We start from the raw sequence: 26,430 nt of genomic DNA on the forward strand, positions 1-26,430 counted from the left end.
TGCAACTAGAACTTGTCGGACTCGGCCAACACCTCCGCCAAACCCTTTTCAAGGTCCGCCGGATTGTTGGCTTCCTTGTAAACCGTTCGTCCCGGTTGATTGAGCGAGTGCCGGCTACCAATGTGGAAGCCAATGGTGTGAATCACTACGGGTGAATCCCGCAAGATGATGTTCACATCATTTCCCGGATCAAAGCCTGCGTTGGCTTCCCCGTCGGTCACAATGACCAAGTGGTACTCGCCATAGCCAAGTTGCCGAACCGCTTGCTTGCGCAGTTGTTCGTAGCCGAGGCGAACCGCACTCGAGAGCGGAGTCGCACCGCCGGCACCAGCTGACTGTACAGTTTGGTAGAACTGCTTGCGATTGTTAACCCCCAGGGGCACTCTTTCGGAGGGTCCGTTCGAGTCGAAGATGGCCAAACCAAGAGAAGTCTCGGCCGGGATTTTCCGACCAAAGGCTTCAATTGCCCGCTTGGCCGTCACAATCTTCGGCTCGCCGTTCTTGGCATCCGCCATACTGCCGGAGCAATCAAAGACGAGGTAGATGTTTCGTCGCATCAAATCGGCGTCGAGCACCACGCCCTTGGTCTCCACTCCCTTGATCCAGACATCTCCGAGACGACTGGGATTGGGCGGAGCGGCCGTGGCCTGACTCGGCGGTTGATCGCCACAGCCCGAGATGATGAACACCCCGAGGAACAGTAAACCGAAGCGCTTGATGAGCTTATTCATTTCGCACCTCCCGCCGGCGCGAAGACCTGCATTTCAGTGTCACCAACAGGGATGAGATTGAACACCACCCGCATGTTGGAAGCCCACTCTTGTTGAGTCTTGGGACGGATTGGTTCGCCATTCGCAATGCCGGTCTTGGGTTGTTCAAACCCGTGACCAACCACCGCATATTGCGACGGGTCCATCACCACACCCTTCGACTTGGCGTAGTTGAGCAAGCTTTCCCGAACCGCGATTGCCCGCGTCAAGGAAAGATTCTTGGCCGACTGCCGCAAACGCGACAGAACCAACTCCGGCGCATTCGCCAATTTCTTGTCGATATACTGCGTCGGGTCGGCATGACCCTCAACCGTGAGAATCGCACCGCCGTAGGTAGCTGCCAATTCAATCGCCTTGTCATAATCAGCCTTGTACAGTTCAGCGTTGAAGCTGTTCTGGTTCGGGCTGAAGTAGATTTCGAGTGAAAGAATCGAGCCGTTGGCCAGGGGTCCTTGCTTCGTCCTTTGGTCAATAACTTTGGCAACTTCGCTCACTTGAAACCGAGGAGTTTCGCTCGCCACGGTTTGAGTCAGACCCCTTTTCAGAGCTTCGTAATCAAACCCGGCATGGGATAGACCGACCTTGCTGGTCAGAAGACCCATCGCGAGAAATGCATCCTGCATCTCCTTCGTCAAGGTCTCAAACTTACGAACTTCCGTCGGTGTCGCAAAGAACTTCACGTTCCCCACATAGCCGACAAACTCACAATCGCCGTAAAGTCCCTTGGCATCAGCAACCGCCTGCTCGCTGTCGAGTAAGATTTTCGCCGAAGCCGTCATCAACTTGTCATACTCGGCCTTGCGATTGGCACTACCGATTACGAGCTGACTGAGACTTTCCTGAGCCGACAGAAGTGCATGGACGAACTTTCCAACCTCCGCTTTATGAGCCTCGAAGTAATCGCTTCTCACTCCGTAAACATCGGGAATGATTCGGCTGGCAAGGGTGCGGAGAAGGATTTTCGCCCCCTTCACCGACCCTTCAGAGCCGGTGCCGACGGTGCCGTTTGAAGTCAAAGCCGCCGCATCGGGCGAGATGACAAAACAAGCGTCCACAGAGGGATCCTTCTTGAAGGCCTCGCTAGGAGCTTCCGCCGTACCCGTCAAGTCTTTCACCCAGCGGATTTTGACGTCGCTCATCTGGAGGCCGGCACTCTTGAGGACCGTGGCAAGATATTCAACATGCGGGCTGTAGGCCTGCAAGCAGACGGTCTTGCCTTTCAAATCCTTGATTGTATTGATGCCGGATTTAACCACCAAGCAGTCGCCACCAGATGACCAGGTCATCTGGTAGATGACAACCAATTTGGTGCGCGGGTCCTTCGCTGTCAATTCGGAAGCCTGATTCATCATTCCTGCTGTGCCCCGCAGATACGGAGTCACGCCGGAAATATAATGCTCCAACTGCTTGGCGAAAACATCCTCGCGAACCAACTTGAACTTCAAACCGGCTTGGGCGAAGATACTGCCTGGCGCCGTATTCACGCCACCGCCATTCGCATGGATGGTGGCGATGTCGCCACCCCAGGTGATAATCGGAAGCTCCATCACGGAACCTTCCTGAACCGGGCCAACCTTCGTCTTGACCACCTCGGTAAGAGGCGGCGAAGCGATGTACTGGGCCGCGGGGAGACTTAGACTGAACGCCGCCAAAAGGCCCACAAAAACTGCGAGCAACTTTATCTTGTATTTTTTCATTATTCTGCCTTTCCTGTTTGTTTTCTGACAGCTCGTCTGTCTTTGCTTCTTGGCTTTTCCTTTCATTTAAGCCGTTTTTTCTAGATGCAAATGTCAACGAACGAACTTCTCCTACCTATATTGCATAAATATCAAGCTTTGTCAAGCATTTTCGCGGGTTGGACTATTTGACTTTTTATATTTGATATGTATAGTTGAAAAAGAAATTCCGACAAAAAAAATTATGAAGACCTTCCTCACCCTCGTCACACTTACACTCTGCGTCACTTTTGGAATTTATTTCTACCCGAACTACAGCAGTTGGATCAAGCAAAAAATTTCCGAATTCCGAAAGCACCAAAAGGACAAGGTGAAAACGGCCAATTTTGAGTTCATCGAAGTTCAGCCCGACAATCCCACCAATTCCGAGGTGGAAGTTCTCAACAGGTGGCTCAAGGACAACAGGGGGCAGAAAATTGCCGCCTTTACTCAAGTAGGTCTTGGCTATCTACTTTTGACCGAAGAGGGTGACAACTCTCGCCAACTCTTTGCCGCCCTCAATTGCGGTAGCCGAGATAGTTGGACCGCTGATAACGGATTTGGGGTTGCCGATTTGCAAAGACAGTTTCAACTTACCTGGCCAGCGAGCAAAATAACAAGTTTTGCTCCCTCGCTACAAATCCGGGCAAAAAAGGCTTACATAATCCTTTATGAGAGTCAGCTCTCTAATTTGCCGACAAGATAATCGAGTTCGGGCCGCGCGTTTCGCGCGGCCCTTTTAAATTGATTTGACCCCGTTAGAGATAGGTCGCCGCAACGACGACCGTAGCAGTTAAGGTGTCTCCGGTGTTCTAAACAAAAAGGAGTTTGGCTTTGTGACTGCCATTCTTAACAAAAAATCTCTAACGTGGTTGACTTCCTACTTGAATATGATAATTATAGGTCAGAGTTCAAGCACAAAACCGAACTCGGAAAAGAAAGGAAAAGTATGAAGAAGGAAGAGATCATTGACGCCATCAAAGTTAAAGGTGGCGAACTGCTCCAGAAGGTCAAAGACATCATCGCCAAAGGCAACGCCAGCAAAATCCGCATCAAGGGTGAAGACGGCAAGACCGTTGCCAGCTTCCCCATCAATGTCGGCCTCATCGCCACCATCGGCGCGCCTGTCTTCGTCGCCGTTGGCGCGATGGCCGCGGTCATCAACGACTGCACAATCGAGGTGGTTCGAAAGACGGACGATAGCGAGAAATCCAAGAAAAAAAAGTAGCCCTTCCGCCGGCCAGACACCAAGTGTCTGGCCTTTATATTTGGCATCGACCGAATATCAGTGGCACCAATCAAAACCTTTTCCCAACATACAATTTACTCGCGGTCGCGATAAAATTGTATGTTGGAAAATCATGCTCGGGGAAATCTTGCTTGTTGGTAAATACCGTAAGAGGATATAGATTATGTCATTTGACTTTTTTGATTTTAACTGTAGATTAGAACTTAGAGAAACCTGAACATTTTAAAAAAGGCTAATGATGAATACTGACGAAAGGCCCGTTTACATTACTAATGATGTTGAGGCCGCCGGGAATCGACTTGGCCACCACTGCGCCCTATCCTTTGGAACCTGCGTTGTCACAAGAGACGCAAACCTAATCGGCAATCGAATCACATCGTTTCCTGATCTGATTTTCTACACTGAACTCCGGCCTAGCACGATTAATTTCGAGGTTGAAGCATTAAAAGTCGGCTGCCGACAACTCATCTGTCTCGAAGAACGCATCCGGACCGACAAGAGATTTGATCCTGACAGTAACCTGTTTGAGCCGGAAAGAGTGATGGCTTACCTACAAAAAGTTGGCGAGGATCCGAGGCTGGCCATGGAGCGCTTTCTGGCTTGGATTGAGCGGGTGACCCTTGGCAATAAACTCAAAGTTGAGGCCGTAGCTGACACCGTCTTTTTTGACAGTGGCTTCATCAATCTTTTCTTTGGTCCGAATCACCGAAACAAATCCCCTTACGGTTGGGGCGGGCTCGATCTCGACTCGTTGTACCGGGGTTACACCCAAAGATGGAATGCCAACCTGAGAGAGCTCGGCATTCCGGACACCAGAATCAAGCCGCACCGGGCCGATCATGACGCCTTCCTCTTGGCCCAAGTCGCCCAGAAATTGCTTTTTATAGAGCTTGGGTGGTGAGTAATCTGATTCCTTCGCCCCGCAGGTGTACCCACCTGCGGGGCTTTTAATTGACAAAATCGACTTTTCAAGTAGATTGATGAAAGTAGCTCATTTCAAAAAAGGGAAAACTCTGGAATGAAAATCGAAAAACGCCCAGATCAGCTTTTCTGCATTTACCAAAGAGTCGGCGACCCGAAGAAACAGCTCTGGCGTCTGAAAAGAAAAATCTGGAACACAACGGTTCCAGGCGCTCTTGAAGTCTGGCTCGGAGTTTCCTTTGCCAGGTGGCAATCTCGGCCCATTCGGTTTTTAGCGATCACCGAAGAAATCCCCAGCCACAAGATTGGTGGCCTCTACCCTTTCCGAGCAATCAAAAGCAAATATTTTTACCTCTACCGAGGCTGGTAGATGGTTTACCACCCGCATTGCAATGCGGGTTTTAATTACTTTAATTCTTCTCGCAATTTAGCCAAGTCAGCTTTAATCTCATCTCGTCTCAAGCGGTATTCCTCCAAAAGAGCACTCGGGTTCGAAGCTAGCCAGTCTTTTTCCCCTTCATCATAAAGGTGATAATTCGGCTCGCGACCGGTTTCAATATCTCTAATTTTAGTATTAAGTGTAATTTCTTCCTTCACCAAGGCTTCGATTTCGGCGGTCAGTCTTAAGCGGCGCTCATAAAATTCCGAGTCGTCTCGATTAGACTCAATTTTTTCGGGTCTTTTGGGAATCTGACCAAAATTTTCAAATGGATTTTTAAACATCAAAGTGAGTCTGGTTAACCTAATTACTTATATGCTAACATATGAGAACTATGTCAAACAAACCACTGGAACTGCTTTATTCTAAAAATTGGCAAGATTATGAACTGATTGATTCCGGGAACGGCCAAAAGCTTGAGCGTTTCGGCCAAACTCTTTTTGTTCGTCCCGATTCGCAAGCTATCTGGCCTCCCCACTTGCCCCAAGACGAGTGGCAAAAAGCCTCAGCGACTTTTGAAACCGGCGAAAAGGACAAGGGCGGTTGGAAATATCGAAAACAATTTACCAAGCGATTCAAACTGCAATATCAGAAACTCGTTTTTTGGGCTGAGCCGACACCATTCCGGCATCTTGGCGTTTTTCCGGAACAGGCGCCACACTGGGATTTTGCTAGTGAGCAAATCGGTAAAACTAAGCAACCAGTAAAAATTTTAAACCTTTTCGGCTACACCGGATTGGCCAGCCTGGCGACCGCTTCGGCCGGAGCCGAGGTTGTGCATGTTGATGCTTCCAAAACTAGCATCGCCTGGGCCAAGGAAAATCAAAAACTCTCCGGCTTGGAGAAATCGATCATTCGCTGGATTGAGGACGACGCCTTAAAATTCGTCCGCAGAGAAATCAAGCGGGGCAATTTTTATGACGGTATTATCATGGACCCGCCAAAATTTGGCCGAGGACCAAAGGGTGAAATTTGGAAATTCGAGGAACTCTTCCCTACTTTGCTTGCTGAATGTGCCAAAATCTTGAAGCCGAGACCGCTCTTTTTCATTATCACCTCCTACGCTTCCGAAATTTCGGCCGTGAGCCTGGGCAACGCCTTAAAGATCGCGCTCAGAGCCGACGACTCTCAAATAACTTCCGGCGAACTGACCAATCTGGAATCGGCGACCGGCAGATTGCTTTCGGAAGCTCGCTTCGCCCGCTTTCAGGGCCAAAACTAATCTGGGGATTGGCCAAGACTCCGGTCATGGTAAAATTGATTTATGAAATTCACCCGCCGACCAATTAATGTCTTGGAATTCAAGAAAAATCGTCGCTACTGGCCATACTTACTGATTTCGCTTTTATTTCTGATAATCGCCTGGCTTGATGCTTTGCGAATTATTTTGGGCATCGACTCACGCTTATTTGGTTTTACTTTTCCGATGTGGCTTTCGGGCATCATTTTGGTTTTCGCCATCTACTTCGCCTACCGGTCTTTCGTCTTCTGCTTTGATTGTGACGGAAAGTAGCCACAAATACAAAAGTGGGGCTAAAACAAAAACTCCCTTGAGGGAGTTTTTGTTTTAGCCCAATTACAATTACTTATTTAGCATTTACGCTAAATTACATTGCTTGGCCAGTACCGCAAGCCTTGCAATTGCCCTTATGGCTGAAAACTTCAACCAAAGCGGCTAGACCGACAAGGACATAAATCACCTTGGAGATCGTTGCTGCCTGTCCGCCGAAGATGACGCCAATATCCCAGCTAAAGAGGCCTACCAAAAGCCAGTTTAGACCACCGATGATAAGGAGGATAAAAGCGACCATGTGTAATCCTTTCATAACTTTTAATAAATTAACTATTAATGATCGACTTTAATTACCCCATTATTATACTCCTAAGTCCAAGAGGTAAACAGCGAGTAATACACAGGTCCAGGTATTTAAAAACCCCTCCCGCAAAAGTGCGCAAGGGGCGAAAAGCCAAGAAATCAGGCCGCCATAACGACCCTTTTCCAGGCCGAACGCTTTTGGGGGCTGTTGAAAAGAAACGATACGTGGATTCCACGGGTATCAACTCGACAAAAAACCGTAAAATTCAAGCCGAGCTTCCGGCGATTTCCCGCAAGCATTGCCACCTGATGAGCCGGAACCCGCCAGAGGTTTCTGGCCTGGCCATCGCCACAAATGATTCCCGGACACTCCTCGGCATCCGGCACTTGCTCCGCGATGATTCGGTTGGTAGCTTCATCAGCTTCGATAAACCATTCAGTTTTGGCTTCACTCATAAGTCACCTTTCTTTTTCTATCTATTTATACAATACAGCTAATTATCTGCGTGTCAATAACTAATTTGACATCGCTAAGCCGGCACGGTATCATATTTCCATGCCTAATTTTTACGGCCAAATGAATATTAATAAGAACACCACCTATCCTCGTGGCACTTTTGGCGTTTCTCTTAATGACGCCGATTGTGAACGCTTATATTCAGCCGTAATTTTTTTAACTCCCCAATTTTAATTTAACCAGCTATTAATTTTGCTTAGAAAAATCCCGGCTGAATGAAAGCCGGGATTTTTCATTTTGCCTAAAGCCGCGTGGCTCGGCCAAAAAAATCTCAACCTTCATTCAGATTTGTTCTTTAAAAATTCAACCAGGAAAGCATAGTTATGGCTAAACAAATTATCCATCGATATCTAGCATTAGTCGCTTTAGTGGGAATGTTTGGGACCGGCATCGGCTCAGCAACTTACGTCTTATTTCTCAAATCTCATGGTTTGGACTTATTCGAAGTTAACCTAGTCAATGTAGCTTTTTTCACGACCTTATTCATCTGTGAAATCCCAACTGGGGCTTTCGCAGATGTCTTCGGAAGAAAGCCGTCCTTCATCATATCTTGTTTCCTCTATGCTTTAGGGCTAGGCGCCTACGCCTTTTCTCAAAGTTTTTGGGGATTCGTTATGGCAGAAATGGTTCTGGCTGTTGGGGCGACTTTTTCAAGCGGAGCATTCAGTGCTTGGCTAGTTGATAGTCTGAAACACCACGGCCATGCTGAACCGCTTGCACCGATTTTCTCAAAAGCTGGAGCAATCGGCAGACTCGGCAGTATGGCTGGCGGACTGATAGGGGCTGTCATCGCTGAATGGGATTTGGCCTTACCCTGGTTTGTCGGATCAATCGGCATGTTCATAGTTGCCGGCTACAGCTTAATAGTTTTACGCGAAGACTATTTTGTCAAACAAAAACTGAACTGGCGTGAAGGTTGGCAGGCTTTTATTCGAACCGTCAAAACCAGCTTCCACTACAGTCGCAATAACCGGGCAATTAGATTTGTTCTGATTATTATGGCCCTTCAGTATGTGGTTGTAATGGCGCCGAATATGCAGTGGCAAATCTTTTTCCAGAATAGCGGAGTAAGCAAAAGTATTCTGGGAATGATCTGGGTCGGAAACTTGACTCTCTGTATGATCGGATCAGCTTTGGCTCCAAGACTAATAAAAAAATTTCATGGCAACGAGCGAAAAGCTCTGCTTGCTTCTGAAATTTCTATTGGGATTCTGATCACCATTATGGGGCAATTTGGCAACTACGGATTAGCGATTGCTTTGTTCCTGCTCCACGAACTGCCTCGAGGCATGGTTGTGCCCATCAAAGATGCTTACCTGAACAACAACATCGAATCGAAAGAGCGAGCTACAATCCTGTCCTTCGAATCGATTGCCCACCACTTCGGTGGTGCCATCGGCCTACTGTTAAGCGGACTGCTCGCCAGATCGGCTGGTATTCCCCTCACTTGGTTGGTTTTCGGTTCGTTCTTGGTGATCGGCACAACGCTCGTTGCCAAAAATGGCCGGCATTAGTCGGCATTAGTTAGGTTCAGCCCGATTTTCGCAAAGCGAAAATCGGGCTTTTTGTTTGATTAATACGCTCATTTGTCATATGATTTTATATATGGAAAATAATCTTGAGGCAAATCAGGGGGGTGATGAAAATCATGAGTCAGCCGAAAAAATGATTGACGCAGTAAAGATCTCTGCAATCTTTAGCGAAGAGGCAACACTAGAGACAATCGCCGAGAGACTTTTGTCAGACGGATCCATCTCCGGATTCACAATCGAGCCGGTAAAGTCTGGCTATTTGTACAAGGGTGAGAAAGTTGCAGAAGGACAATTTTCCTTAAATATCCTGACTGAAGGTGACTTGACAAAAGGTCAGCACATTCGAGACGAAATTGAGAGGCAAATTGGCGACAAATGGGATGTACCGGCCATCACAGAGGAACAGGTCAGAATAAACGAGAAATTTTTAACATTTATTGAAAGAGCCGGAGTCGAGCATAAAAAATACGTTGGTGAGAAAAAAAAGAAACTGGCTATTGCCCTATCCGGATTATTGGCCATTGCTGCAGCTCTAGGTTGGATCGGCAAGAAATATGGAGACGAGAGAGCGAGCGAAGCTGCCAGAGTCTCAGCAAAAAGTGAAAAGACGGAAGCGGAGAAAAAAATATATAAACTTACTGAGGATGTTAGATTTAAAATTGTTGATATAGAACGAAAAATAAACGAAGTAACAGAACTGCTTCCGCAGGACCTTAAAAAGCGAGCTCAGGAGGAAATATTCCATTCTGCAAAAACTGATATGGCTGTTGCAGGTTTTGACGAGACAGATGAAATTGTAAAAAAGATGCAGGATTTAACCCTTGAAATGGGCAAACTGGCAGAAAAATAAACCTCGTTTCTTTCCCCATACCATATACTCTATACTTAATACTTTATACTTCCTACCATGTCTCGCCTTGATGTCGAATTAGTGAATCGCGGTTTGGCTCGAAGTCGGACTATCGCTCAAACCTTAATTGAACAGGGTGCGGTTTTGCTAAACGAACAGCCGGCCGAAAAATCCAGCACCAACATCTCCCCGATCGATAAACTGGAAGTTATTGCCGATTTGCCATACGTCAGCCGAGCTGGAGTCAAACTGGAAAAAGCCCTGGATGAATTTGAACTAAATCCTAGCGGTTTAGTCGTACTTGATGTTGGCTCTTCAACCGGTGGTTTTACCGATTGCCTAATTCAGAATGGTGCAATCAAAGTCTACGCCGTCGATGTTGGCACCGGCCAACTTAATCCGGAATTAAAGAAAAATCTAAAAGTAGTTTCAATCGAGCAAACCGACATTCGCAATCTGGCTTCCATACCGGAACAGGCAGATTTGGCAGTAATCGATGTCTCTTTTATCTCCCTAACCAAAGTCTTACCGGCCGTCAAAAAATTCTTAAAACCTCAAGCTAAAATTATTGCTTTAGTCAAACCCCAATTTGAAGTCGGGCCGGATATTGTGAATAAAAAGGGTGTAGTCGCCGATGTGAAAATCCGAGAAAAAGCTCTGCAAGATGTAATCGCTTGGACCGAACAAAACGGTTTTGTTTTCTTGAAACAAATCGAGTCCCCGATCCACGGCACCGACGGCAACACGGAGTATCTGATTTATTTATCAATCTAAAAACCATTCTGGAATTCTCAAGAACTTCAGAATAGTTGAAAATTAAAAAACCCCCGGATTGCTCCGAGGGTTACCACTTTTTAATCAGTGGAATTTTTCTTGCGACCTGCCAACATTAGACCAACGAAAGGCCCGATGAGTTCGGCAAGGGTCAAACGGCTAGTGTCCCGCCAATCACCGCGCGGGATAGTTTGCAGGACGAGAGCGTGAATCAGGATATGCAGTTGGAGTTCTTCCAACCGGCGATCCGATGATTCACAGGCCACCCAATGGGGATGCCGGATATTGATGTGGAGTACGCCAGCTTCAGCGTCCAACTGCCAAAGATCATCCGAACCTTCCATCAAACTGTGATTGAAGCGGAGACCGAGACTGTTGCGCTTGACCGGCACCCGAAGACCACCACTAGGAGAATCGACCACGAGCGGATGATGCTCTGGCTTTTCATCTGTCGGTGGCTTCGGCACCGCGACCGGATCAGGATCCTTGCTCGGTTCCTTTTCCTTACCGGCGCCACCTCCGACTGCCGTACCAGTAAACTCCTCGCCCTCAAGCACCTTCGTGTCATCGGGTTTAGTGTGTCTGGTACCAACACTGCCAATCTTGAAACTCTTAATGACGCCGAGCAGGCCCGCGAAAGCTTCAGTCTTAATCACCGACTGAAATCGCTCGAGAGTTTGAATTCCCAAACGAACATAGCGCTCTTCGGTTTGAGTCTTAACCGTCTCTTCGTAGTAGCTTGAACCGACGCCGACAAACCAGGCATTAATTGCCGTACAAAAGCCCCTCAAGGCTTCGTTGGCAATGAACTTCTCCCGGCCGACATGCAGCTCAAGCTTGGTGCCGACAATTTCGCCCTCGAAAACTCCGGAGGACAGTGCTTCCGCCACGTCCGGCAGAAGCCAATCCTCATCTTTCACCTGACGAAGCATCTTCGAGAGAGCGAATGTGTAAGGATTGTTGACAATCCCGACTTTTACCACGCCCCGCCGCCGACCACGCTGATCAGCTTGAGCAAGCCAGAGCCGAAAGTAGCTCATCCCGCAGGCAGGATCATCGATAAACTCGTCGGTCAGTTGTTTGCCGGTATAGGCCCGACCTGAAAAGCTGCCTCTGGCAAGCTCGCCATCTTCGTCAACGAAATCGACAAACACCACAACCTTATGCTTCAACAGCACGACATTGTAGCGCTCGATAATTCCGGAACGAAGCGACTCGGTAGACATCCGGCGCGTAATCGCGTCAGTCGTAGTTTCGTAGAGTCGAACTTCAGTGTTCCACTCCACATCACGAATATCACGCCGCAAACGGTTGGGAATATAGATCTCGCCAACCTGGCGACGAATGTCTTCGGTCACGAATTCCCACTCGACAAAATGGTCGGAACTGCCTCTCAACTTTGAAATGAAGGTGTTCCGTTTGCATTTGCCAAGAGGACTGATGAGACCTTGGCCAAACCGACCAAACTTGTCGGTCACATCAATCTTGGATGAAACCAAGCAGGAAGTCAGCGCCCTGTCGAAGTTTTCCCGACTCGTGCCGCCGCCGTTATCCCGAATGATGATTTGGTTCTTTTTCTGATCGACATAGATCCAGATTTTGGTTGCGTTAACATCCAAAGCGTTCTGGACCTGTTCGAAAATGACGAGCGGTAGTGTCCGATAATCTTCGGCAAACCGCAGGAGTCCAATTCCTAACGGATAAGCCACCCGGCTAAGGTTGCGAGTGCCACTTGTAGGCGACAGCTCAACTGTTGCAGTGCTCATTTTTTTCCTCGTGTTTAGCGTTTATCAGCTCCGCGAGCTTTTTCGCCGCAGAGTCGATTGAGATGATTCGCGAGCTTAAAGATGCTGGTCGCACCGGCCAACTCCCTGAGTTTGTTTCTCTCTTCCGGAGTAAAACCGTCCGAAACCACCAACTGGGCGAGTGGCAAAATTGCCTGAACCTGGAAGGCCAAGGCCGAGATTATAAGATCGTGACTGAGATCGGTGTGAATGTTGGCTTCGAATACCGGAACAACTTGCTCTCCCGCCGACGACGATTCGCCGGCCGTGAAGACCCGGATTTTCTGAACCAATTCGGCTTGCTTCAGGGCCAGAAATTCCGCAATCTTTTTGAGCCGAACAGGATAAACTCCGGACCGACCCAAAAGAACTCGCATCAGCGAGTGCGCATTGGGATAGTCCGCAACCTTGGCCGCCTCCCCGAAAGTTATGACCTTAAAGGCCACCAACCTGCCCAATTCCAACACTTCAGGACTAATCCCTTTCAGTTCGGAAACTTCACAACCGTGGGCATCCAAAAAGTAGCGGAGCCTGACCAAGTTTTCGCCTTCTGGCATTCTCTTGGTGACAATCCAGTTTTGGACAGTATTCGGATGAAGACCGGTGAATTCCACAATCTTGGCAATTTCCAACGGGTGCTTCGAAACCAACTCTGTAAAGCAAAACTCTACACTTCCAGATATTTTTTCCATTTGCATCCTTTCTCATTAACTAGCGTTTTCAAAAGCTAAAAGCGTTGGCTTTGAGCTAAACTATTCTGTCCTAAATATACATAACTAACTAGATTTGTCAACAATTTTTGGTATTTAAAAACCCGCCACTTTGGGCGGGTTGTCTCACTCGAAAAACTTTGACGAATTAGGGCTTCTTTCCCGGCTTGGCCAGTTTGCGGTTGGCATCAAAAGATGCCTCAAACCGTCGTTCCCATTCCTTGAATGACTTCTCCGTCCGCCTGACCAAACGCTTCACGTGGCAGATAATCGCCTTGGCTGAAGTCTCCGAGATGGTACCATCATCAACACCATTCTTGAGTGTCCTCATTTGGCGAGCCACACTCGCCGAATGACTACGGAACTTGGTACTGAAGGCCGCGTTGAATTCTCCGGCACCGATTTTCTTGACCGGCTTGCCCGACAATTTGCCCCGAAGAGTCCGACCGTCGACCTCGTATCTCGCCGCCGCCTCCACAACCGTGAGCCCTTCGTCAACAACTGCGTGGACTGCTTGATTGAGCCGCGCCTCGGCAATGTTTGACTTGGCATCATCCACTACCCGAATGGCAAATTCGCGCGGGAAGCCGCTGATTCCAATCAGCTGATCGATAATCTGGCGCCGCGTCTGCTTTTGTTTGAAAAGCAACTCGGCGGTATGGACCAAATCCTGTTGAGTCGGCGGCAGAGACCCGCCCAGATTGGCTTGGCAAGCCAGAACGATGAGCTTCGTCCGGTCTTGCTCCTTCGCAATGCCGAATTCAGCTTCAACCACTTCAAGGCGCTCGAGGGCCGCGAAGCGATGCCGACCATCCACCAGATTGTCAGACTGATCAATTACCGGCAGATCAACCGCCGCCTTAGCCGCGTAAAGGCCCATAAAAAAAGCCACTCGACTTTCAATGAGGTGAGTCCGGACATAAAACGGCACTTTGACAACTGCAAGCTTGCGATTTTCCCGACGACTGATTTCAATACCGTTGAGTTGCACACTAATCCTTTCGTTGAGTTAAACTTGTTGTTTTCGAACTTCTTTTCGCAGTATACACAGATAGCAAGTCCTGTCAATATTTACAATAGTTTTTTAATTAGTTTAATTTTTCGGCTTGTCCGATTGAAAAATCGCCGATTTGGGTCCGCCTTAATGCCTGAAGGGTGGCCGGTAGGCCTAGTTTATAACCAATTTCTTCGGCCAGAGTACGAATGTAGGTGCCACTGCCGACTTCAAAATCAGCCTTGATAATCTGATACTGACCGTCTTGTAAAAAACTCTTAAGAATTATTTTTTTCACTGTCATCGGCTTTTTGGGTAGCTCAATTTTCTCTCCCCGCCGAGCTTTTTTGTAAAGCGCTTCCCCACCCTGTTTGATTGCTGAATACGCCGGCACGGCAAACTCGTGCGTGCCGATTAGCTCCTTAAGTGCCACTTTTAAAGCCTCGGCTGTAACCTGGGCAGAAACCGTCTCCAAAATTTTCCCCTGAAGATCACCTGTATCAGTTTTCACGCCTAACAAAATTCCCGCCTCGTACACTTTTGGTAATTTAAGAAATTCATTCAGCCTCTTGGTAGCTGGGCCATAGGCAATAATCATTAAGCCAGAAGCCATCGGGTCAAGTGTGCCGGCGTGACCCATCTTCCATTTTGGTTCACCTTTTTTGGCGCCGAATTTAGTCCTTAGCCGACGAATCACATCGAAAGAAGTGATGCCGGACGGTTTATCAATTAGAATTATTCCTTCCATAAGCCAATTCTAGGCAAAGTTGAAGGAAAAACAAGCCCTGCCTCCGGCTTTTAGAGCTTTTAACGGCTCAAATGGTGGAAATGAGCCGTTAACTAAAATGTAGATTTAAGCCAACTGTCGACGCAACATTAAGCCGTCAGTGATTCTAAGTGACCGATAAATATCCCGAATCAGAAAAAGTCCAGAGGCTAAAATCGCCAAAATCGATAACTGAACAATAAAATCAGTGCGCAAAAATGCCTGGGCAAAAAATTCGATTGCCGCCAAGCGGTCGGCCACACCCATCGAGTTGGCAACCACATGACCGACCGAGACCAGGGAGGCTGTGAGACCGGTAAAGAGCACGACGGCCGAGATCTCCAAAACTACAGGCTGGAAAACCCGCTTTAGATAGAAAAGGAACTTGACCCTCGCCATGACATTTTGTTTGATAGTTTGAGACATTTTTTAAATTAGATTAGTGCTGGCTTTTTTGTATTCCTTCTTGGCTCGGTGCAATCTGGTCCTGACGGCTGAAATCGAAATTCCTTCGGCGGTCGCGATATCTTCAGAAGTTTTGCCATCTACCACGATACTCTGCAGTAGGCTTTTGGCTCCGGAAGAAATTTTGGAAATAACTGACAAAAATTCATCAAGCTCGAGGTGCTTTTGCCAACTATCAGCCTTATCAGGCAGATTCTCCACCACCTCCGGTTCCAAATCCATCAGACGAGTCTTCTCCAGATTTAGCTTCTTCATCTTGGTGAAGCAGGTGTTGAGCAAAATTCGATAGGCCCAAGATTTGAATGAAGCACCGGGGACCGGCCGATACTTGGAGGCGTTAAGATAGATTTTCACGAAAGCATCCTGAACAATATCTTGCACCTCATCCGAAGCGCGTAGCATCATCCGCAGTTTTCGCACAAACGCATCCTCGTAGCGATCCACGATAACTGAAAAAGCATCTGGATTTTTGATTGAATACACCAAAACTTCCTCATCGGAAAGATTTTCGAGATGAGAGTTCAGATTCACGATTTCAGCTTCTAGTAAAGACATGCCGATTACTAAATAGACTAAGAATTTAAAGGCATTAGGGAAGGTTGCCCTTCCCTAGAACCCACTTCCATATTTTAAATGGGTCCTTAGCCAGCTTACAATTTGCGACCTTTGCTTTATATAACCGTAAGCTAGCGATTTCATTTCAACAACTACACTGTGCCAAAAAAATGAAATTTAGTCAAAAAAGTTAAGCACCCTTACGAATAGGCCCTGCCTGCCGGCAGGCAGGGCATGCGAATAAAAAATCCCCACATGCAAGCATGCGGGGAAATAGTGGCCGGTTCACGGGTCGGGTTCAAGCCCTGCTCAAGGGCGTCAGTTGTCGGCCAGAAGGGCGACACCTATCAGCTATTGGGCTTTCGGCTCTCGGTTGTTTACGGACTCCTCGGCAGCATCGGCAAGGAAGTGGATAGCACTCCGTTGCGTCATTAGCGCGAGGGGCGCTTTTTTACCCCCGTTCCTAAGACATGAACTAGCCAAGGTCGATACTAGCACAACCATAATTTTACGCAAGTCTGGACCAAATTTAATGGATTTTGGTTTGCCTCTGATTTGTCGTGTCTACAGAACGTAGTGTGACTGAAATCAGGGAATCCATCGCACTCTTCACCGGGCTAACCCGATAATCAACATCGTACTGCATCAGCCGATTCAAAATCAGCTCGCCTTTGCTTAAGACTAGGACCAGGCCGACCGAATCGCCACCACTTTCACTATCTTGGGCAGAGCCGGGCACAACCGAAAAGATGTCGACATCCGGCAATTCACGATGGATAAATGTCCGGCCATGGTTTTTGATAAGCACCAACCAATTATCATCAGACGGAACCGGAAATGGCGTACTCCCCTCCGTCTCCGGAAAAACTCTAATCCAGAGGTGGTGCGTTCTGGAATCAAAACGGACTTCGAAATCAACCGGCGTGTTGTCAAAAAGTCTTTCGCTTAGATTCAAGGTGATACCCCAGCCGATTAGATCTCTGGGTTCCAAAATCATCGCACTTTTACCGTAAGCATCCTTAACCGTGGAGAGGCCGGACATCGCCATTTTGAAAGGACTTCCCAATATTTTTTCCGGCGACGCGACAGTCGAAACTGGCCGAACCGGCGAAGCGCAACCGACAAAAAGCACTGACAAGAAACCGAGCAAGCTTATAATTTTCATAAGTGCCTTGAGCTGAATTTTCTATAACCAAGGTATGCCTAAAAGAACTTCATGTCAACGAATTGCCACATTATTCCCAATCTGCTATCGTACAGACAGGTCAAAATCTCCATAAACCCCAAACCGACCTAAAGCATCGCATGCTCGGTCAAGAAAGGTGGTGATTCAGGTGTTAGTACAGCAAGCCTTCCCCGGTCGACAAGTCCAAAAAGGCAGTCGCATCGGGACAGTATTCAAAATTCTGCCGGCCACCCAGCAGATTATTGTGGAATTACCGATCCCTCCGGGCAGTGAAAGTCGCAAGACTCCAAAACTGGAAACCTGGAACGCTTCGGATTGCACCTCGCTCGCAAGAAGCGAAGTGACTGAAACAAGTCAGGAGTAACACGGGAAGCGTTGACGCACGCTTCCCTTTTTCATTTCATTTCTAAATACCGGCACAACCACTTTTGGGATTACTCATACCTTAGGGCCTCAATCGGACTTTTCTTAGCCGCCTGTTTAGCCGGATAAACTCCGAACACCAGACCAACTGAACCGGAAACCGCCAGGCCGATAATGAGCGCCAGATAAGGGAAATCGTACTGCCAGCCCAGTCCAACCACTTTGCCAATTATAATTGAGGCGCCAAAAGAAATAATTACCCCCAGAATGACTCCGACCAACCCGCCGAGCAAAGTTAGAATAACCGCCTCAAATAAAAATTGAAGCATAATGTCGCGATTGGAAGCGCCGACAGCTTTGCGTAAACCAATTTCTTTCGTTCGTTCCGTCACCGACACTAGCATAATATTCATGATGCCAATACCGCCAACTACCAGAGAAATCGCGGCCACCGCCACCAAAAATAAGGTTAGCGCTGTAGTGATGACACTAAGCCGGCTCGCCAAGTCAGCTTGAGTTTGCACGAAAAAGTCATCTTTGCTCGGGTCACTAATCGAGTGATTGGCCCGCAAAGTCCTCTCCACATCAAACACGGTAGCCGAAATCAATTCTTCAGACTCGGCCTCAATCATAAAGCGGTGAAAGTATTTGATGCCGAAAATAAATTGTTGAGCCGTGGTATAGGGCACGATCGCCACCTCGTCAAAATTGAAAAAAGAAACCTGGCCTTTGGCCGCCAAAACTCCGACTACCCGAAAAGTCCGGCCTTTAATTTTGATTTTTTGTCCCAAAGCGTCGCTCTGTCCAAAAAGTTCTTTCTTGACCTTGGAACCGATTACCACCACATCGGCCCGACCACGAACATCATCTGCCGTTATAAAAGATCCGGTCTCCGGTTCCATGTCAAAAATCTGGGCCATTGCCTCCGAGGCACCGAAAATCGTCAATCGATAGGTTTCGTTGTCATAAGATGCCTGTTCACCGCCAAAAACCACCGGCACAATTTTGGCGATTGTCGGAGCATTTATTTTTTGTCGCAGAGACTCGAGATCCTTCTGCTTAAGCGAATCGCTAAAAATCTGAGCCGAATCGGCCGGCCCGCTTGGTTCTCGGCCCGGGATAACCACAACAGTTTTTGAACCCATGCCCTGGATCTGACCAAGGATTAGATTTTGCGCGCCGTTGCCCAAGGAAACAATCACAATAATCGCCATAATACCGATAACGATGCCGAGAATCGTCAAAATCGAGCGGCTTTTATTCACCGAGAGACCTCTAACCGCCGTTCTGGCTATATGTTTCAGAGTCATAAATTATTTCATAAAAACACTTCGCTTTGACACCTTGCTATCGCTCTCAATCGAGCCGTCCTTGATCCTGATAATCCTGCCGGCCTGTTCGGCCGTATAGGTCTCGTGGGTAATCAAAACAATCGTGTGCCCGTGCTCCTCATTAAGTTTACGGATAATATCCATGACCACTTGGCCAGATTTTGAATCCAAATTGCCAGTTGGCTCATCGGCGAAAATAATCTCCGGCCTGACAACCAGAGCGCGGGCAATAGCCACTCGTTGTTTTTCTCCGCCGGAGAGGCCGGCTGACTCGTGGTGCATCCGGTGCGACAAGCCGACCGAGTCAATGGCCCGCTCGGTCCGCTCTTGCCATTCAGATTCCGGAATTCTTGAATAGAAAAGGGGCAAGCGAACATTTTCAAAAACCGTAGTCCTCGGCAACAGGTTGAAGGCCTGAAACACAAAGCCAATTTTTTCATTACGCAACTTGGCCGACTCGTCCTCGCCAAAATGCTCAAAACGACGGCCACCAAAATAATATTCGCCGGAAGTCGGGTAATCCAAAAAACCCAAAATGTGAAGCAGGGTCGATTTACCCGAACCGGACGGTCCCATAATCGCCACAAACTCGCCTGCCTTGATTGAGAAGGAAATCCCTTGGAGAACCTTGGTCTCTTCCCCGCCTTCATCAAAATAAGACTTGTGTATATCGCGAGTCTCGATTGCCACTGCCGAATCTTTAGACTGGGACATGTTTTTTAATTTATGATCACCGTATCGCCCACTTCCAGTCCGGAAATCACCTCCACCAGGCCATCGTTGCTACGAATGCCGATTTTTACATCCTTATTCACGATTTCATTGCCGACCAGAACTTTAACAAAACTACCACCATTTTGACCGATAACCGCCCGCTGTGGCACAGCCAAAGCCTTTTCTTTGGTGGCGGTAATAATATCCAAGTTTGCCGTCATACCAGAACGAATTCTCTCATCTTCAGTTTTGAATTCGAGCAGAATTCGATAAGTGGAAACATTTTCAATCACTGTTTCAGCTGGGTCCATGAAGACCACCTCGGCTGGAAATTCTATTTCACTGCTATAGGCGTCTAAGGTCACCCGGGCCTGATCCTTGAGATGGATTTTGGCCACATCCGCCTCCGGCACATAAGCCTCAATGTGCAAGGTTGAACCAAAGAGTGATACTAAAATCTTACCGGCAGTAGCAATCTCGCCAACCTTGGCATCCTGAACGCTCACTACTCCGGCGAAAGGCGCGCGGATTACGGTTTTCGCCAGCTGGCTTTTCAGATTGAGGACATTGGCTTCGGACGATTTCAGTGAAGCCTCTGCGGCCTCAAGGTCTCCGGCTGTCGCGCCGGCCAATGACAACTTGAGATTATTATTTTCCAGACGCAAGTTGGAATCGGCCGCCCGCAACTTTTCACCGGCGGTTGTCAAATTGGAAATAGCAGTATTGATATTCGTGCGCGCCGTTAGAATATCGGCCTTATAGGAGTCAATTGTCGTCTGGGTCAAACTGGCCGAAGCCTGCAAGGCGTTGACCACAAAAGACACATCGTTTAGGAAATTGTTGATGACAAAAAGATTGTCGCTGGCGCTTGCCAAATAAGTTAGGAGGTCGGAGCTTATGGTCAGGTTGACCAAGCTTGTCTGCCAGAGAGTCAGGGTCCCTTCCAGGGCCAGCCGTGTTGATTCGATCTTGGCCGCCAGTTGAGAATCGACTTGAAAATTTAGTTTAGGATTTTGAGCGCGCGGATTGGTGATAAACTGATCAACTTTAGCTCGAATCGCGTCATCCGACTTTACAAAGGCGTCATTAAGCTTGTCGACCAAATTTTTCCGAGCATCCGTAAGCGTCACTTCGGCGTTGTCGACTTTCACTCTGGCAATGTCGATTTCCTCCGGTCTCGTGCCGCGTTTCAGCTGATCAAGTTCAGCCTGCGTCCGGTCTCTTTCCGCTTCAGCTTGAAGCAACTTGGCGAAAATTTCCGAGCTATCTAGGGCCACGATGGCGTCGCCAGCCTTGACGACACTACCGACATCTCGATACACCGCGCTAATTAGGCCGCTATTTTCAAAGCCCAGCTTAACATCATTTTTCGCAACCACTTTGCCGGTCACGCTTACCTCTTGAGTTAAAGTCTGCGGAGATACCACAATAGTTTGCAATTCAACTTTTTTGGGCGAGAAAATCAAAAACAAAGCGATGACGATTAAAACCAGAACGATTGAGGGGATATAGAAAATCGGCTTTTTTAGATGTTTCATTTAGTTTAGAAAATTTAGTTTATTCATCTTAGCACAGATTTTTGCCAAAATTAAAGAGGGTCTCGGTTTGGGTAGTCTTTGGGTATAATAGGTTCAATCGATTGACAACAATTTATTACCCTGATACCATTTTCAACTGGTTGTTCTTTGCAAGATTGCAGGAACTAGGTATAAAGCACAAACAAAAACAAGTAAAGAAAGGCAGAATGAGGCATATCAAAACTGCAGTGGTGTTGATCGGTCGGAGCGGTTGTGGCAAGGGCAAGGGCGCAGAACCTCTTCGGCAAATGGGTATCTCGGTTCTGGAAACTGGAGCACTCTTCCGCGAGATGAAACAGCAGGCCAAGCATAGTCCGTCCATCGACTGCATCGATTCCGGAATCTTGGTGGCCGACGAAACGGTCATGTGGCAAGTCAAACTTTGGCTCACCGCGCACAAGGAAAAGATGATTGTGCTCGATGGCGCTATCCGGACAGAGCAACAGGCCAACACTATCGTCCAAGAACTGAAGAGTCGTGGCTATCAGCTGGCCACCTTTTGGTTCAACGCCTCGGAGCAGGCTTGTCGGAACAGAATCACCAAACGGGCTTCCGAAACCCAGGACGGCCGCGTCGACGACTCGACTGTCGAATCGATCGACCACAAACTGAAGGCCTTCGACCAGAAGACCTTGCCAATCAAGCCCTTCATGCAGAGTCCGCAGGTCAGCCACCAATTCGTGGAGGTTGCTGAGGATCTCGGCGTGCAAGAAGTCCAGAGCCTGATCATGCACAGCCTGGGACTGATCTCTAACGCCCGAATCACCTCAAGCAATCAGCCGGCAGTCTTCGTGGCGCCGGCGCTCGCTCGCCAGATCTTCAAGGATGAGCCACACCCGGTTGAGCCTTGAAGTTCTTAGCATTTAGTTCCGCAACCAAGCCAGCACGCGCCCTTCCTCCGGAAGGGCGCTTTTTTATACCTGAAATGTCGGTAAAACAAAAACTCCCCCTAGGGAGTTTTTGTTTTAGCCTGCGCTTTCGCTTTCATTTTCTACAAACTACTCACTACTCACTACAAACTTCTGCTTAGAAGCTGCGTCGATCACCTCGATCGCCACCGCCAAAGCCACCTCGTCGTGGAGGTCGATCACCCATTGGGCGAGCCTCGTTGACGATGATCTTTCGGCCTCCTAGATCAGTTCCGTTCATTGCGTCAACCGCTTTCAAAGCGTCGTCGTCATTCATCTCCACGAAACCAAAGCCGCGTGAGCGACCGGTCATCTTGTCGATGATAACATTTGCCGAAATGACTTCACCCATTTTAGAGAAAGCGTCCTTCAATTCATCATTGGTAGTTGAATATGGAAGACCGCCTACATACAATTTCTTAGCCATGTATCGTAAACTATTTTATTAACCTGTAGAACGACCTTCACTATGGCCAAGGAAACCTTTACCCCTAGAGAAACTCTACAACGAAAACAGTATACACGACCAGCCCAAAAACACAAACCCAGACAATTGTTTCCAAAAACTTGACAAAACACCGTAGGTATACTATGATACCGAAACATGAGTAGCAAAGACAACAAGCCGTATTATAAGCAGGTTTTGGGCTTTTATTTCGCCCCGCTTTTGCGTTCCTTTGTCACCGTGCTTTATCTCGGTTTTTTCGTGTATTTCGCCCTTTTTTACTTTGAAAATGTCATTTTGGCCCTTAAATTCCTTTGGTACACTTTTAATATTTCTACCCCGCTTTTGGATATTGCCTACCTATTCTGGGGAGCCCTGTTCTTCATCACACTCCTAATTCCCTTCTCGCTTTCAGTCTATGCCATTGTTTTACCTTACGAAATTATGAAGCATCTGACTTGGGATAATATTCGCAAGTGGTTGATTGTCGCTTTGGTTTTTGTGGCCACTATTGATGCCATTATCATCGCCGACAAAGCTATCCATATGATCGCCGATCAGCCGCCAATCGTCCCTTTCGTGGAAATGCAGGATTTAGGTTTTAGAATTTAAATTAAAGCCTAAAGCCCCGCCCCCGCAAGGGGGCGGGGCTTTAGTTTACTCGTTTAGTCTGTTAAAATTAGCCTCATGTCAGAAAAAAATACCAAAACACCAAAACTCTCAACTGAACCTTACAAAGGCGTAAGAGATTTTTACCCTGCCGACCAATTCACCCAAAACTACATTTTTGGAGTCATGAAAAAAACTTTGGAAAGTTTCGGTTATGAAGAGTACGGGGCTTCCGTGCTGGAGCCAGCCGAACTCTACCGAGCCAAAAGCGGTGAGGAAATCGTCAACGATCAAACCTACACCTTTACTGACCGCGGTGAGCGCGAAGTCACTTTAAGACCGGAAATGACCCCAAGTGTCGCACGATTGATCGCCGCCAAGCGAAAAGAAATGGCCTTTCCGGTCCGCTGGTATTCGATTCCCAATCTTTTTCGTTATGAACAACCCCAGAGAGGTCGTTTGCGCGAACATTGGCAATTGAACGCCGACGTTTTCGGCATCAAAAATATTCAGGCCGAAGTTGAGACCCTGACTCTCGCCTCTACCCTACTTCGTAATTTCGGCCTGAAGGATAACCAATTCGAAATCCGAATCAATAGCCGCAAAATCATGAATTATATTTTGCGCGATCTTTTTATGCTTAATGAAGGCGAATCCTACCAAATTTCCAAACTGATTGACAAGAAAGAGAAAATCTCAAAGGATGAATTTGCCGGAGAAATCAAGAAAATGATTGGCGAAAGAAGTGATGACTTTCTCACACTCTTAAATACCGAGAACTTTGCCGAATTTATTAAGGTTATCGGCAGTGCCGAAAAAGTTGCACCCGCTGTCGCCGAAATCAAGACGCTGATTGAAAAATTGGAACAACTTGGCATCACCAATGTGGTCTTTACCCAAACCCTGATGCGTGGCTTCGATTATTACACCGGCATTGTTTTTGAGGTTTTCGACACCAATCCCAAGAATCGTCGCTCAATTTTTGGTGGTGGCCGCTATGATGACCTCTTGGCCATATTTGGAGAGGAAAAGATTCCGGCCTTCGGATTTGGCATGGGAGATGTCGTCATCCGTGATGTTCTGGAAACCTATGGCCTACTTCCAAAATTTGAACCGAAAACTCAAATCTATATCTGCTCCACCAATCTAGAAGCCGCCGATTACACCAACGAAATCGCCCAAAAGATGAGGGAGGTTGGTATTTCTGCCGCTGTCGACTATACCGAGAGAAAAATCGGCGACCAGATTAAATATGCCGACAAGAACAAGATTCCTTTTGTCACAGTCATCGGCGAAGATGAGGTCAAATCCGGCAAGTTTAAAATCAAGCGCCTTTCTGATGGTAAGGAGACTGAAATCGGTGATAGCGAGGTTGAATCTTTAGTAAAAATTATTAAAAAGTAGCACACGACACAAATACACGAATGAAGACGAATTACACTAATGCAGAACTTGGATTTGATTTTATTAGTGTCATTCGCGCTAATTCGTAATTCGTGTCGAGTCAAACATCTTATGCACAAGATCGTCTTTGATATCGAGACTAGCAATCTTTTTTCCGATGTTGGTGTTAATGACCCGGCCGCCCTCACGATTTCTGTCGTGGGCATTTATGATTCCGAAACCGATTCTTACAGCAGTTTTTTGGAATCCGAGCTCAAGAAGCTTTGGCCAATTATTGAAAAAGCTGATATTTTGATAGGCTACAACTCCAACCATTTCGATATTCCGCTTTTAGATAAATATTACCCAGGCGATCTAACCAAAATTAAAAGTTTAGACCTGATGAAGGAAGTCCAGAATGTTTTAGGCCGAAGAATCAAATTAGACACTTTGGCCGAAGCAACTTTGGGTAAAAATAAAACCGGCAACGGTCTGGAAGCAATTAAATTATGGAAGCAAGGTGAAGTTGAAAAAGTTCGTTCTTACTGTCTACAAGATGTCAAAATCACCAAGGAGCTTTACGAATATATGCTTGAAAACGGCAAAGTTAAATACCTCGACGGCAAAGACACCAAGGAATTAAAAATCGACACCAGCAAATGGGAAGAAAAAAGTCACTCGGCGATGACTCATACGCTGCCTTTTTAAGGCCTTGACATATAGCATGTAATATGCTATACTTGCAAAAGAGACCTCTTATAGGAGGTACAGAACCGCAAACCAAAGGCCACAAATGAAAAACGTGTCTGACGCAGAAGTCCGCTCGCAAATTGGAGCATTTTTCCAAAGCCGGGATTTCGCCCTTCTTAACGCCAACCTCGGCAAACCCGCCGATCAACAAGCCACCCTTGCTGACTGGAAGAAAGTCGCCATGAGTCTGCCGCGGCTGTATGCTGTGGTGGAAGCGGCCGAAATCGCCATCGCACTCGGAGTCAGCCCCGACCTCGCTTCCGCATTGAAGACGATGGCGAGTGAAGGGACGGACGCCGAGCCGACTTCCAAGATCGGCCAAATCGCGGCCCGCTTGGCTTGGCAATCCCAACAGCCACTGCTCGGAGAGGAGCGTTTGGATCGTCCCATCATGGGTTGCACCTCCGGCAGTTTGCCCCCGGGCGAGCTGGAAAAGGACATCGTCCGGATCCGCGCCACTGCGCAGCTGGTTCTCGACCATTGCCTGGCCTGAGCCAAACACTGTCCTCCGCCACCAACAAGACGCAATCTTGTTGGTGGTTTTTATTTACAATAAATATTAAATCCCCGCCAACTTAATTGCGCCGTAGAGAACGGCAATACCTAAAACAGTAGTGACTGTTGTCCAAATGGTTGGATGACGATGATGACTTTCCGGCAACAAGTCGCTCGCGCCAATATAGAAAAAGAAACCACAAAAAATCGCCAGTAAAATTCCTAAAATTTGTTCCGGCACCTTTAGAAAATAAGCCACAATAATTCCCAAGACCGGCGCCAAAGCATCGAGAGTTAGCCAACTGAAAGCTTGTTTTTTGGTGCCACCATTTTTAAGAATCATGCCCACGGTATTAATACCGTCAGAAAAATCGTGGACCAAAACCGCAATCGCCACCACAAGACCAACTGAAACCGAAACCTGAAATGCCAAACCCACAGCTAGGCCATCTAAAAAACTGTGGAAGGATAAACTCCCCGCCCCTAAGCGTCCGCGATGACTTTGGTTTTCACAATGATCGTCATCATGATGACAGGCCGCCAAAACTCGGTCCAAAATCATGAAGAGAACAAAGCCCAGGGCAATCACACTAGAAACTGTAGAAATATCGAATGAACCGGACGAAAGCCCGACGGCCTCCGGCAATAAATCAAAAAAGGCCACGCCGATTACCGCACCGGCGCTAAAACCCAAAATTAAATGCAATTTATCTTGATAGCGCAAGGCGAACAGTCCCCCAAGAAGGGTGGCCGCAAAAGCACCGATGGCAATGACAATAATCATAAGTAAAAGCATTCTAGCACAAAATTTG

At 47.5% G+C, this 26,430-nt stretch carries 33 protein-coding genes; 16 read left to right on the plus strand and 17 right to left on the minus strand.

Annotated elements, in window-relative coordinates:
- Positions 1 to 5 precede the first annotated feature (5 nt).
- Positions 6 to 731 carry a vWA domain-containing protein gene (locus tag WCT25_01365; protein MFA6536063.1) on the minus strand — a complete coding sequence of 242 codons (726 nt, stop codon included), beginning with the start codon at positions 729 to 731 and terminating at the stop codon, positions 6 to 8.
- Positions 728 to 2,467 (minus strand): ABC transporter substrate-binding protein, encoded by a 1,740-nt coding sequence (locus tag WCT25_01370; protein ID MFA6536064.1) that lies wholly within the window; start codon positions 2,465 to 2,467, stop codon positions 728 to 730. Before WCT25_01370 ends, WCT25_01365 begins: the two co-directional genes overlap by 4 nt.
- Before the next feature lie 223 nt (positions 2,468 to 2,690).
- On the opposite strand from WCT25_01370, the gene WCT25_01375 reads away from it, so the two are divergent.
- From WCT25_01375 to WCT25_01390, 4 genes are all read left to right on the plus strand, one after another.
- Complete coding sequence (locus WCT25_01375; GenBank protein ID MFA6536065.1) at positions 2,691 to 3,191, plus strand: hypothetical protein; 501 nt, start codon at positions 2,691 to 2,693, stop codon at positions 3,189 to 3,191.
- A 243-nt stretch (positions 3,192 to 3,434) separates the two neighbouring features.
- Positions 3,435 to 3,713, plus strand: a complete 279-nt coding sequence (locus WCT25_01380; protein ID MFA6536066.1) for a DUF4342 domain-containing protein — start codon at positions 3,435 to 3,437, stop codon at positions 3,711 to 3,713.
- A gap of 259 nt (positions 3,714 to 3,972) precedes the next feature.
- Positions 3,973 to 4,635 (plus strand): hypothetical protein, encoded by a 663-nt coding sequence (locus WCT25_01385; GenBank protein MFA6536067.1) that lies wholly within the window; start codon positions 3,973 to 3,975, stop codon positions 4,633 to 4,635.
- Between the two features lie 117 nt (positions 4,636 to 4,752).
- A complete protein-coding gene (locus WCT25_01390; GenBank protein MFA6536068.1) occupies positions 4,753 to 5,025 on the plus strand; it encodes a hypothetical protein in 273 nt (90 codons plus the stop codon).
- 35 nt (positions 5,026 to 5,060) lie between these two features.
- On the opposite strand, the gene WCT25_01395 is transcribed toward WCT25_01390, so the two are convergent.
- Entirely contained in the window at positions 5,061 to 5,378 is a 318-nt protein-coding gene (locus WCT25_01395) for a hypothetical protein (protein ID MFA6536069.1), read from the minus strand.
- A 41-nt stretch (positions 5,379 to 5,419) separates the two neighbouring features.
- Here WCT25_01395 and WCT25_01400 point away from each other — a divergent pair, with 41 nt between their 5' ends.
- Complete coding sequence (locus WCT25_01400) at positions 5,420 to 6,316, plus strand: class I SAM-dependent methyltransferase (GenBank protein MFA6536070.1); 897 nt, start codon at positions 5,420 to 5,422, stop codon at positions 6,314 to 6,316.
- A 42-nt stretch (positions 6,317 to 6,358) separates the two neighbouring features.
- Positions 6,359 to 6,607: a hypothetical protein gene (locus tag WCT25_01405; protein ID MFA6536071.1), complete on the plus strand. Its 249-nt coding sequence runs from the start codon at positions 6,359 to 6,361 to the stop codon at positions 6,605 to 6,607.
- A gap of 94 nt (positions 6,608 to 6,701) precedes the next feature.
- Here the strand turns inward: WCT25_01405 and WCT25_01410 are convergent, their stop codons facing one another.
- Both WCT25_01410 and WCT25_01415 read right to left on the minus strand, forming a co-directional pair.
- The gene (locus WCT25_01410) at positions 6,702 to 6,920 is read right to left on the minus strand and encodes a DUF378 domain-containing protein (GenBank protein MFA6536072.1); all 219 of its coding nucleotides are present in this window, start codon (positions 6,918 to 6,920) and stop codon (positions 6,702 to 6,704) included.
- Positions 6,921 to 7,069: 149 nt separating this feature from the next.
- On the minus strand, positions 7,070 to 7,366 hold the full coding sequence (locus WCT25_01415) for a hypothetical protein (protein MFA6536073.1): 297 nt from the start codon (positions 7,364 to 7,366) through the stop codon (positions 7,070 to 7,072).
- A 384-nt stretch (positions 7,367 to 7,750) separates the two neighbouring features.
- Here WCT25_01415 and WCT25_01420 point away from each other — a divergent pair, with 384 nt between their 5' ends.
- The 3 genes from WCT25_01420 (at position 7,751) to WCT25_01430 (ending at position 10,583) form a co-directional block, all read left to right on the plus strand.
- Positions 7,751 to 8,941 carry an MFS transporter gene (locus WCT25_01420; GenBank protein MFA6536074.1) on the plus strand — a complete coding sequence of 397 codons (1,191 nt, stop codon included), beginning with the start codon at positions 7,751 to 7,753 and terminating at the stop codon, positions 8,939 to 8,941.
- 91 nt (positions 8,942 to 9,032) lie between these two features.
- The gene (locus WCT25_01425; GenBank protein ID MFA6536075.1) at positions 9,033 to 9,809 is read left to right on the plus strand and encodes a hypothetical protein; all 777 of its coding nucleotides are present in this window, start codon (positions 9,033 to 9,035) and stop codon (positions 9,807 to 9,809) included.
- Positions 9,810 to 9,866: 57 nt separating this feature from the next.
- The gene (locus WCT25_01430) at positions 9,867 to 10,583 is read left to right on the plus strand and encodes a TlyA family RNA methyltransferase (protein ID MFA6536076.1); all 717 of its coding nucleotides are present in this window, start codon (positions 9,867 to 9,869) and stop codon (positions 10,581 to 10,583) included.
- Positions 10,584 to 10,663: 80 nt separating this feature from the next.
- On the opposite strand, the gene WCT25_01435 is transcribed toward WCT25_01430, so the two are convergent.
- The 6 genes from WCT25_01435 to WCT25_01460 all read right to left on the minus strand — a co-directional run bounded on the left by WCT25_01435 (position 10,664) and on the right by WCT25_01460 (position 15,857).
- Entirely contained in the window at positions 10,664 to 12,349 is a 1,686-nt protein-coding gene (locus tag WCT25_01435; GenBank protein MFA6536077.1) for an ATP-binding protein, read from the minus strand.
- Between the two features lie 14 nt (positions 12,350 to 12,363).
- Positions 12,364 to 13,059 (minus strand): hypothetical protein, encoded by a 696-nt coding sequence (locus tag WCT25_01440; protein ID MFA6536078.1) that lies wholly within the window; start codon positions 13,057 to 13,059, stop codon positions 12,364 to 12,366.
- A 166-nt stretch (positions 13,060 to 13,225) separates the two neighbouring features.
- Entirely contained in the window at positions 13,226 to 14,068 is an 843-nt protein-coding gene (locus WCT25_01445; protein MFA6536079.1) for a hypothetical protein, read from the minus strand.
- 97 nt (positions 14,069 to 14,165) lie between these two features.
- The gene (gene truB, locus WCT25_01450) at positions 14,166 to 14,819 is read right to left on the minus strand and encodes a tRNA pseudouridine(55) synthase TruB (GenBank protein ID MFA6536080.1); all 654 of its coding nucleotides are present in this window, start codon (positions 14,817 to 14,819) and stop codon (positions 14,166 to 14,168) included.
- A gap of 105 nt (positions 14,820 to 14,924) precedes the next feature.
- Positions 14,925 to 15,263, minus strand: coding sequence for a hypothetical protein (locus tag WCT25_01455; protein ID MFA6536081.1), 339 nt, complete (start codon positions 15,261 to 15,263; stop codon positions 14,925 to 14,927).
- Between the two features lie 3 nt (positions 15,264 to 15,266).
- Complete coding sequence (locus WCT25_01460) at positions 15,267 to 15,857, minus strand: RNA polymerase sigma factor (protein MFA6536082.1); 591 nt, start codon at positions 15,855 to 15,857, stop codon at positions 15,267 to 15,269.
- A 255-nt stretch (positions 15,858 to 16,112) separates the two neighbouring features.
- Between WCT25_01460 and WCT25_01465 the strand changes: the two genes are divergently transcribed.
- Positions 16,113 to 16,292 carry a hypothetical protein gene (locus tag WCT25_01465; protein ID MFA6536083.1) on the plus strand — a complete coding sequence of 60 codons (180 nt, stop codon included), beginning with the start codon at positions 16,113 to 16,115 and terminating at the stop codon, positions 16,290 to 16,292.
- A gap of 94 nt (positions 16,293 to 16,386) precedes the next feature.
- Here the strand turns inward: WCT25_01465 and WCT25_01470 are convergent, their stop codons facing one another.
- Positions 16,387 to 17,022 (minus strand): hypothetical protein, encoded by a 636-nt coding sequence (locus tag WCT25_01470; protein ID MFA6536084.1) that lies wholly within the window; start codon positions 17,020 to 17,022, stop codon positions 16,387 to 16,389.
- A 160-nt stretch (positions 17,023 to 17,182) separates the two neighbouring features.
- Between WCT25_01470 and WCT25_01475 the strand changes: the two genes are divergently transcribed.
- Positions 17,183 to 17,407 carry a hypothetical protein gene (locus WCT25_01475; GenBank protein ID MFA6536085.1) on the plus strand — a complete coding sequence of 75 codons (225 nt, stop codon included), beginning with the start codon at positions 17,183 to 17,185 and terminating at the stop codon, positions 17,405 to 17,407.
- 70 nt (positions 17,408 to 17,477) lie between these two features.
- On the opposite strand, the gene WCT25_01480 is transcribed toward WCT25_01475, so the two are convergent.
- Genes WCT25_01480 through WCT25_01490 form a run of 3 tightly spaced genes read right to left on the minus strand, consistent with a single transcriptional unit; the run spans position 17,478 to position 20,989 of the window.
- Positions 17,478 to 18,716, minus strand: a complete 1,239-nt coding sequence (locus tag WCT25_01480) for an ABC transporter permease (protein MFA6536086.1) — start codon at positions 18,714 to 18,716, stop codon at positions 17,478 to 17,480.
- A 3-nt stretch (positions 18,717 to 18,719) separates the two neighbouring features.
- Positions 18,720 to 19,451, minus strand: coding sequence for an ABC transporter ATP-binding protein (locus tag WCT25_01485; GenBank protein MFA6536087.1), 732 nt, complete (start codon positions 19,449 to 19,451; stop codon positions 18,720 to 18,722).
- Positions 19,452 to 19,456: 5 nt separating this feature from the next.
- The gene (locus tag WCT25_01490) at positions 19,457 to 20,989 is read right to left on the minus strand and encodes an efflux RND transporter periplasmic adaptor subunit (protein ID MFA6536088.1); all 1,533 of its coding nucleotides are present in this window, start codon (positions 20,987 to 20,989) and stop codon (positions 19,457 to 19,459) included.
- Between the two features lie 206 nt (positions 20,990 to 21,195).
- On the opposite strand from WCT25_01490, the gene WCT25_01495 reads away from it, so the two are divergent.
- A complete protein-coding gene (locus WCT25_01495) occupies positions 21,196 to 21,879 on the plus strand; it encodes a nucleoside monophosphate kinase (GenBank protein ID MFA6536089.1) in 684 nt (227 codons plus the stop codon).
- A gap of 175 nt (positions 21,880 to 22,054) precedes the next feature.
- On the opposite strand, the gene WCT25_01500 is transcribed toward WCT25_01495, so the two are convergent.
- Positions 22,055 to 22,363 (minus strand): RNA-binding protein, encoded by a 309-nt coding sequence (locus WCT25_01500; GenBank protein MFA6536090.1) that lies wholly within the window; start codon positions 22,361 to 22,363, stop codon positions 22,055 to 22,057.
- Between the two features lie 177 nt (positions 22,364 to 22,540).
- On the opposite strand from WCT25_01500, the gene WCT25_01505 reads away from it, so the two are divergent.
- The 4 genes from WCT25_01505 (at position 22,541) to WCT25_01520 (ending at position 25,616) form a co-directional block, all read left to right on the plus strand.
- Positions 22,541 to 22,993 (plus strand): hypothetical protein, encoded by a 453-nt coding sequence (locus WCT25_01505; protein ID MFA6536091.1) that lies wholly within the window; start codon positions 22,541 to 22,543, stop codon positions 22,991 to 22,993.
- Positions 22,994 to 23,068: 75 nt separating this feature from the next.
- Positions 23,069 to 24,394 (plus strand): histidine--tRNA ligase, encoded by a 1,326-nt coding sequence (gene hisS, locus WCT25_01510; GenBank protein ID MFA6536092.1) that lies wholly within the window; start codon positions 23,069 to 23,071, stop codon positions 24,392 to 24,394.
- 111 nt (positions 24,395 to 24,505) lie between these two features.
- On the plus strand, positions 24,506 to 25,081 hold the full coding sequence (locus WCT25_01515; GenBank protein MFA6536093.1) for a ribonuclease H-like domain-containing protein: 576 nt from the start codon (positions 24,506 to 24,508) through the stop codon (positions 25,079 to 25,081).
- A gap of 85 nt (positions 25,082 to 25,166) precedes the next feature.
- Positions 25,167 to 25,616, plus strand: coding sequence for a hypothetical protein (locus tag WCT25_01520; protein ID MFA6536094.1), 450 nt, complete (start codon positions 25,167 to 25,169; stop codon positions 25,614 to 25,616).
- A gap of 66 nt (positions 25,617 to 25,682) precedes the next feature.
- Here the strand turns inward: WCT25_01520 and WCT25_01525 are convergent, their stop codons facing one another.
- Positions 25,683 to 26,402, minus strand: a complete 720-nt coding sequence (locus WCT25_01525) for a ZIP family metal transporter (protein ID MFA6536095.1) — start codon at positions 26,400 to 26,402, stop codon at positions 25,683 to 25,685.
- Positions 26,403 to 26,430: the final 28 nt, after the last annotated feature.

It is taken from the genome of Candidatus Paceibacterota bacterium (assembly GCA_041666545.1).
In the GTDB taxonomy this organism is placed as follows: domain Bacteria; phylum Patescibacteriota; class Minisyncoccia; order Phycocordibacterales; family JBAYGS01; genus JBAYGS01.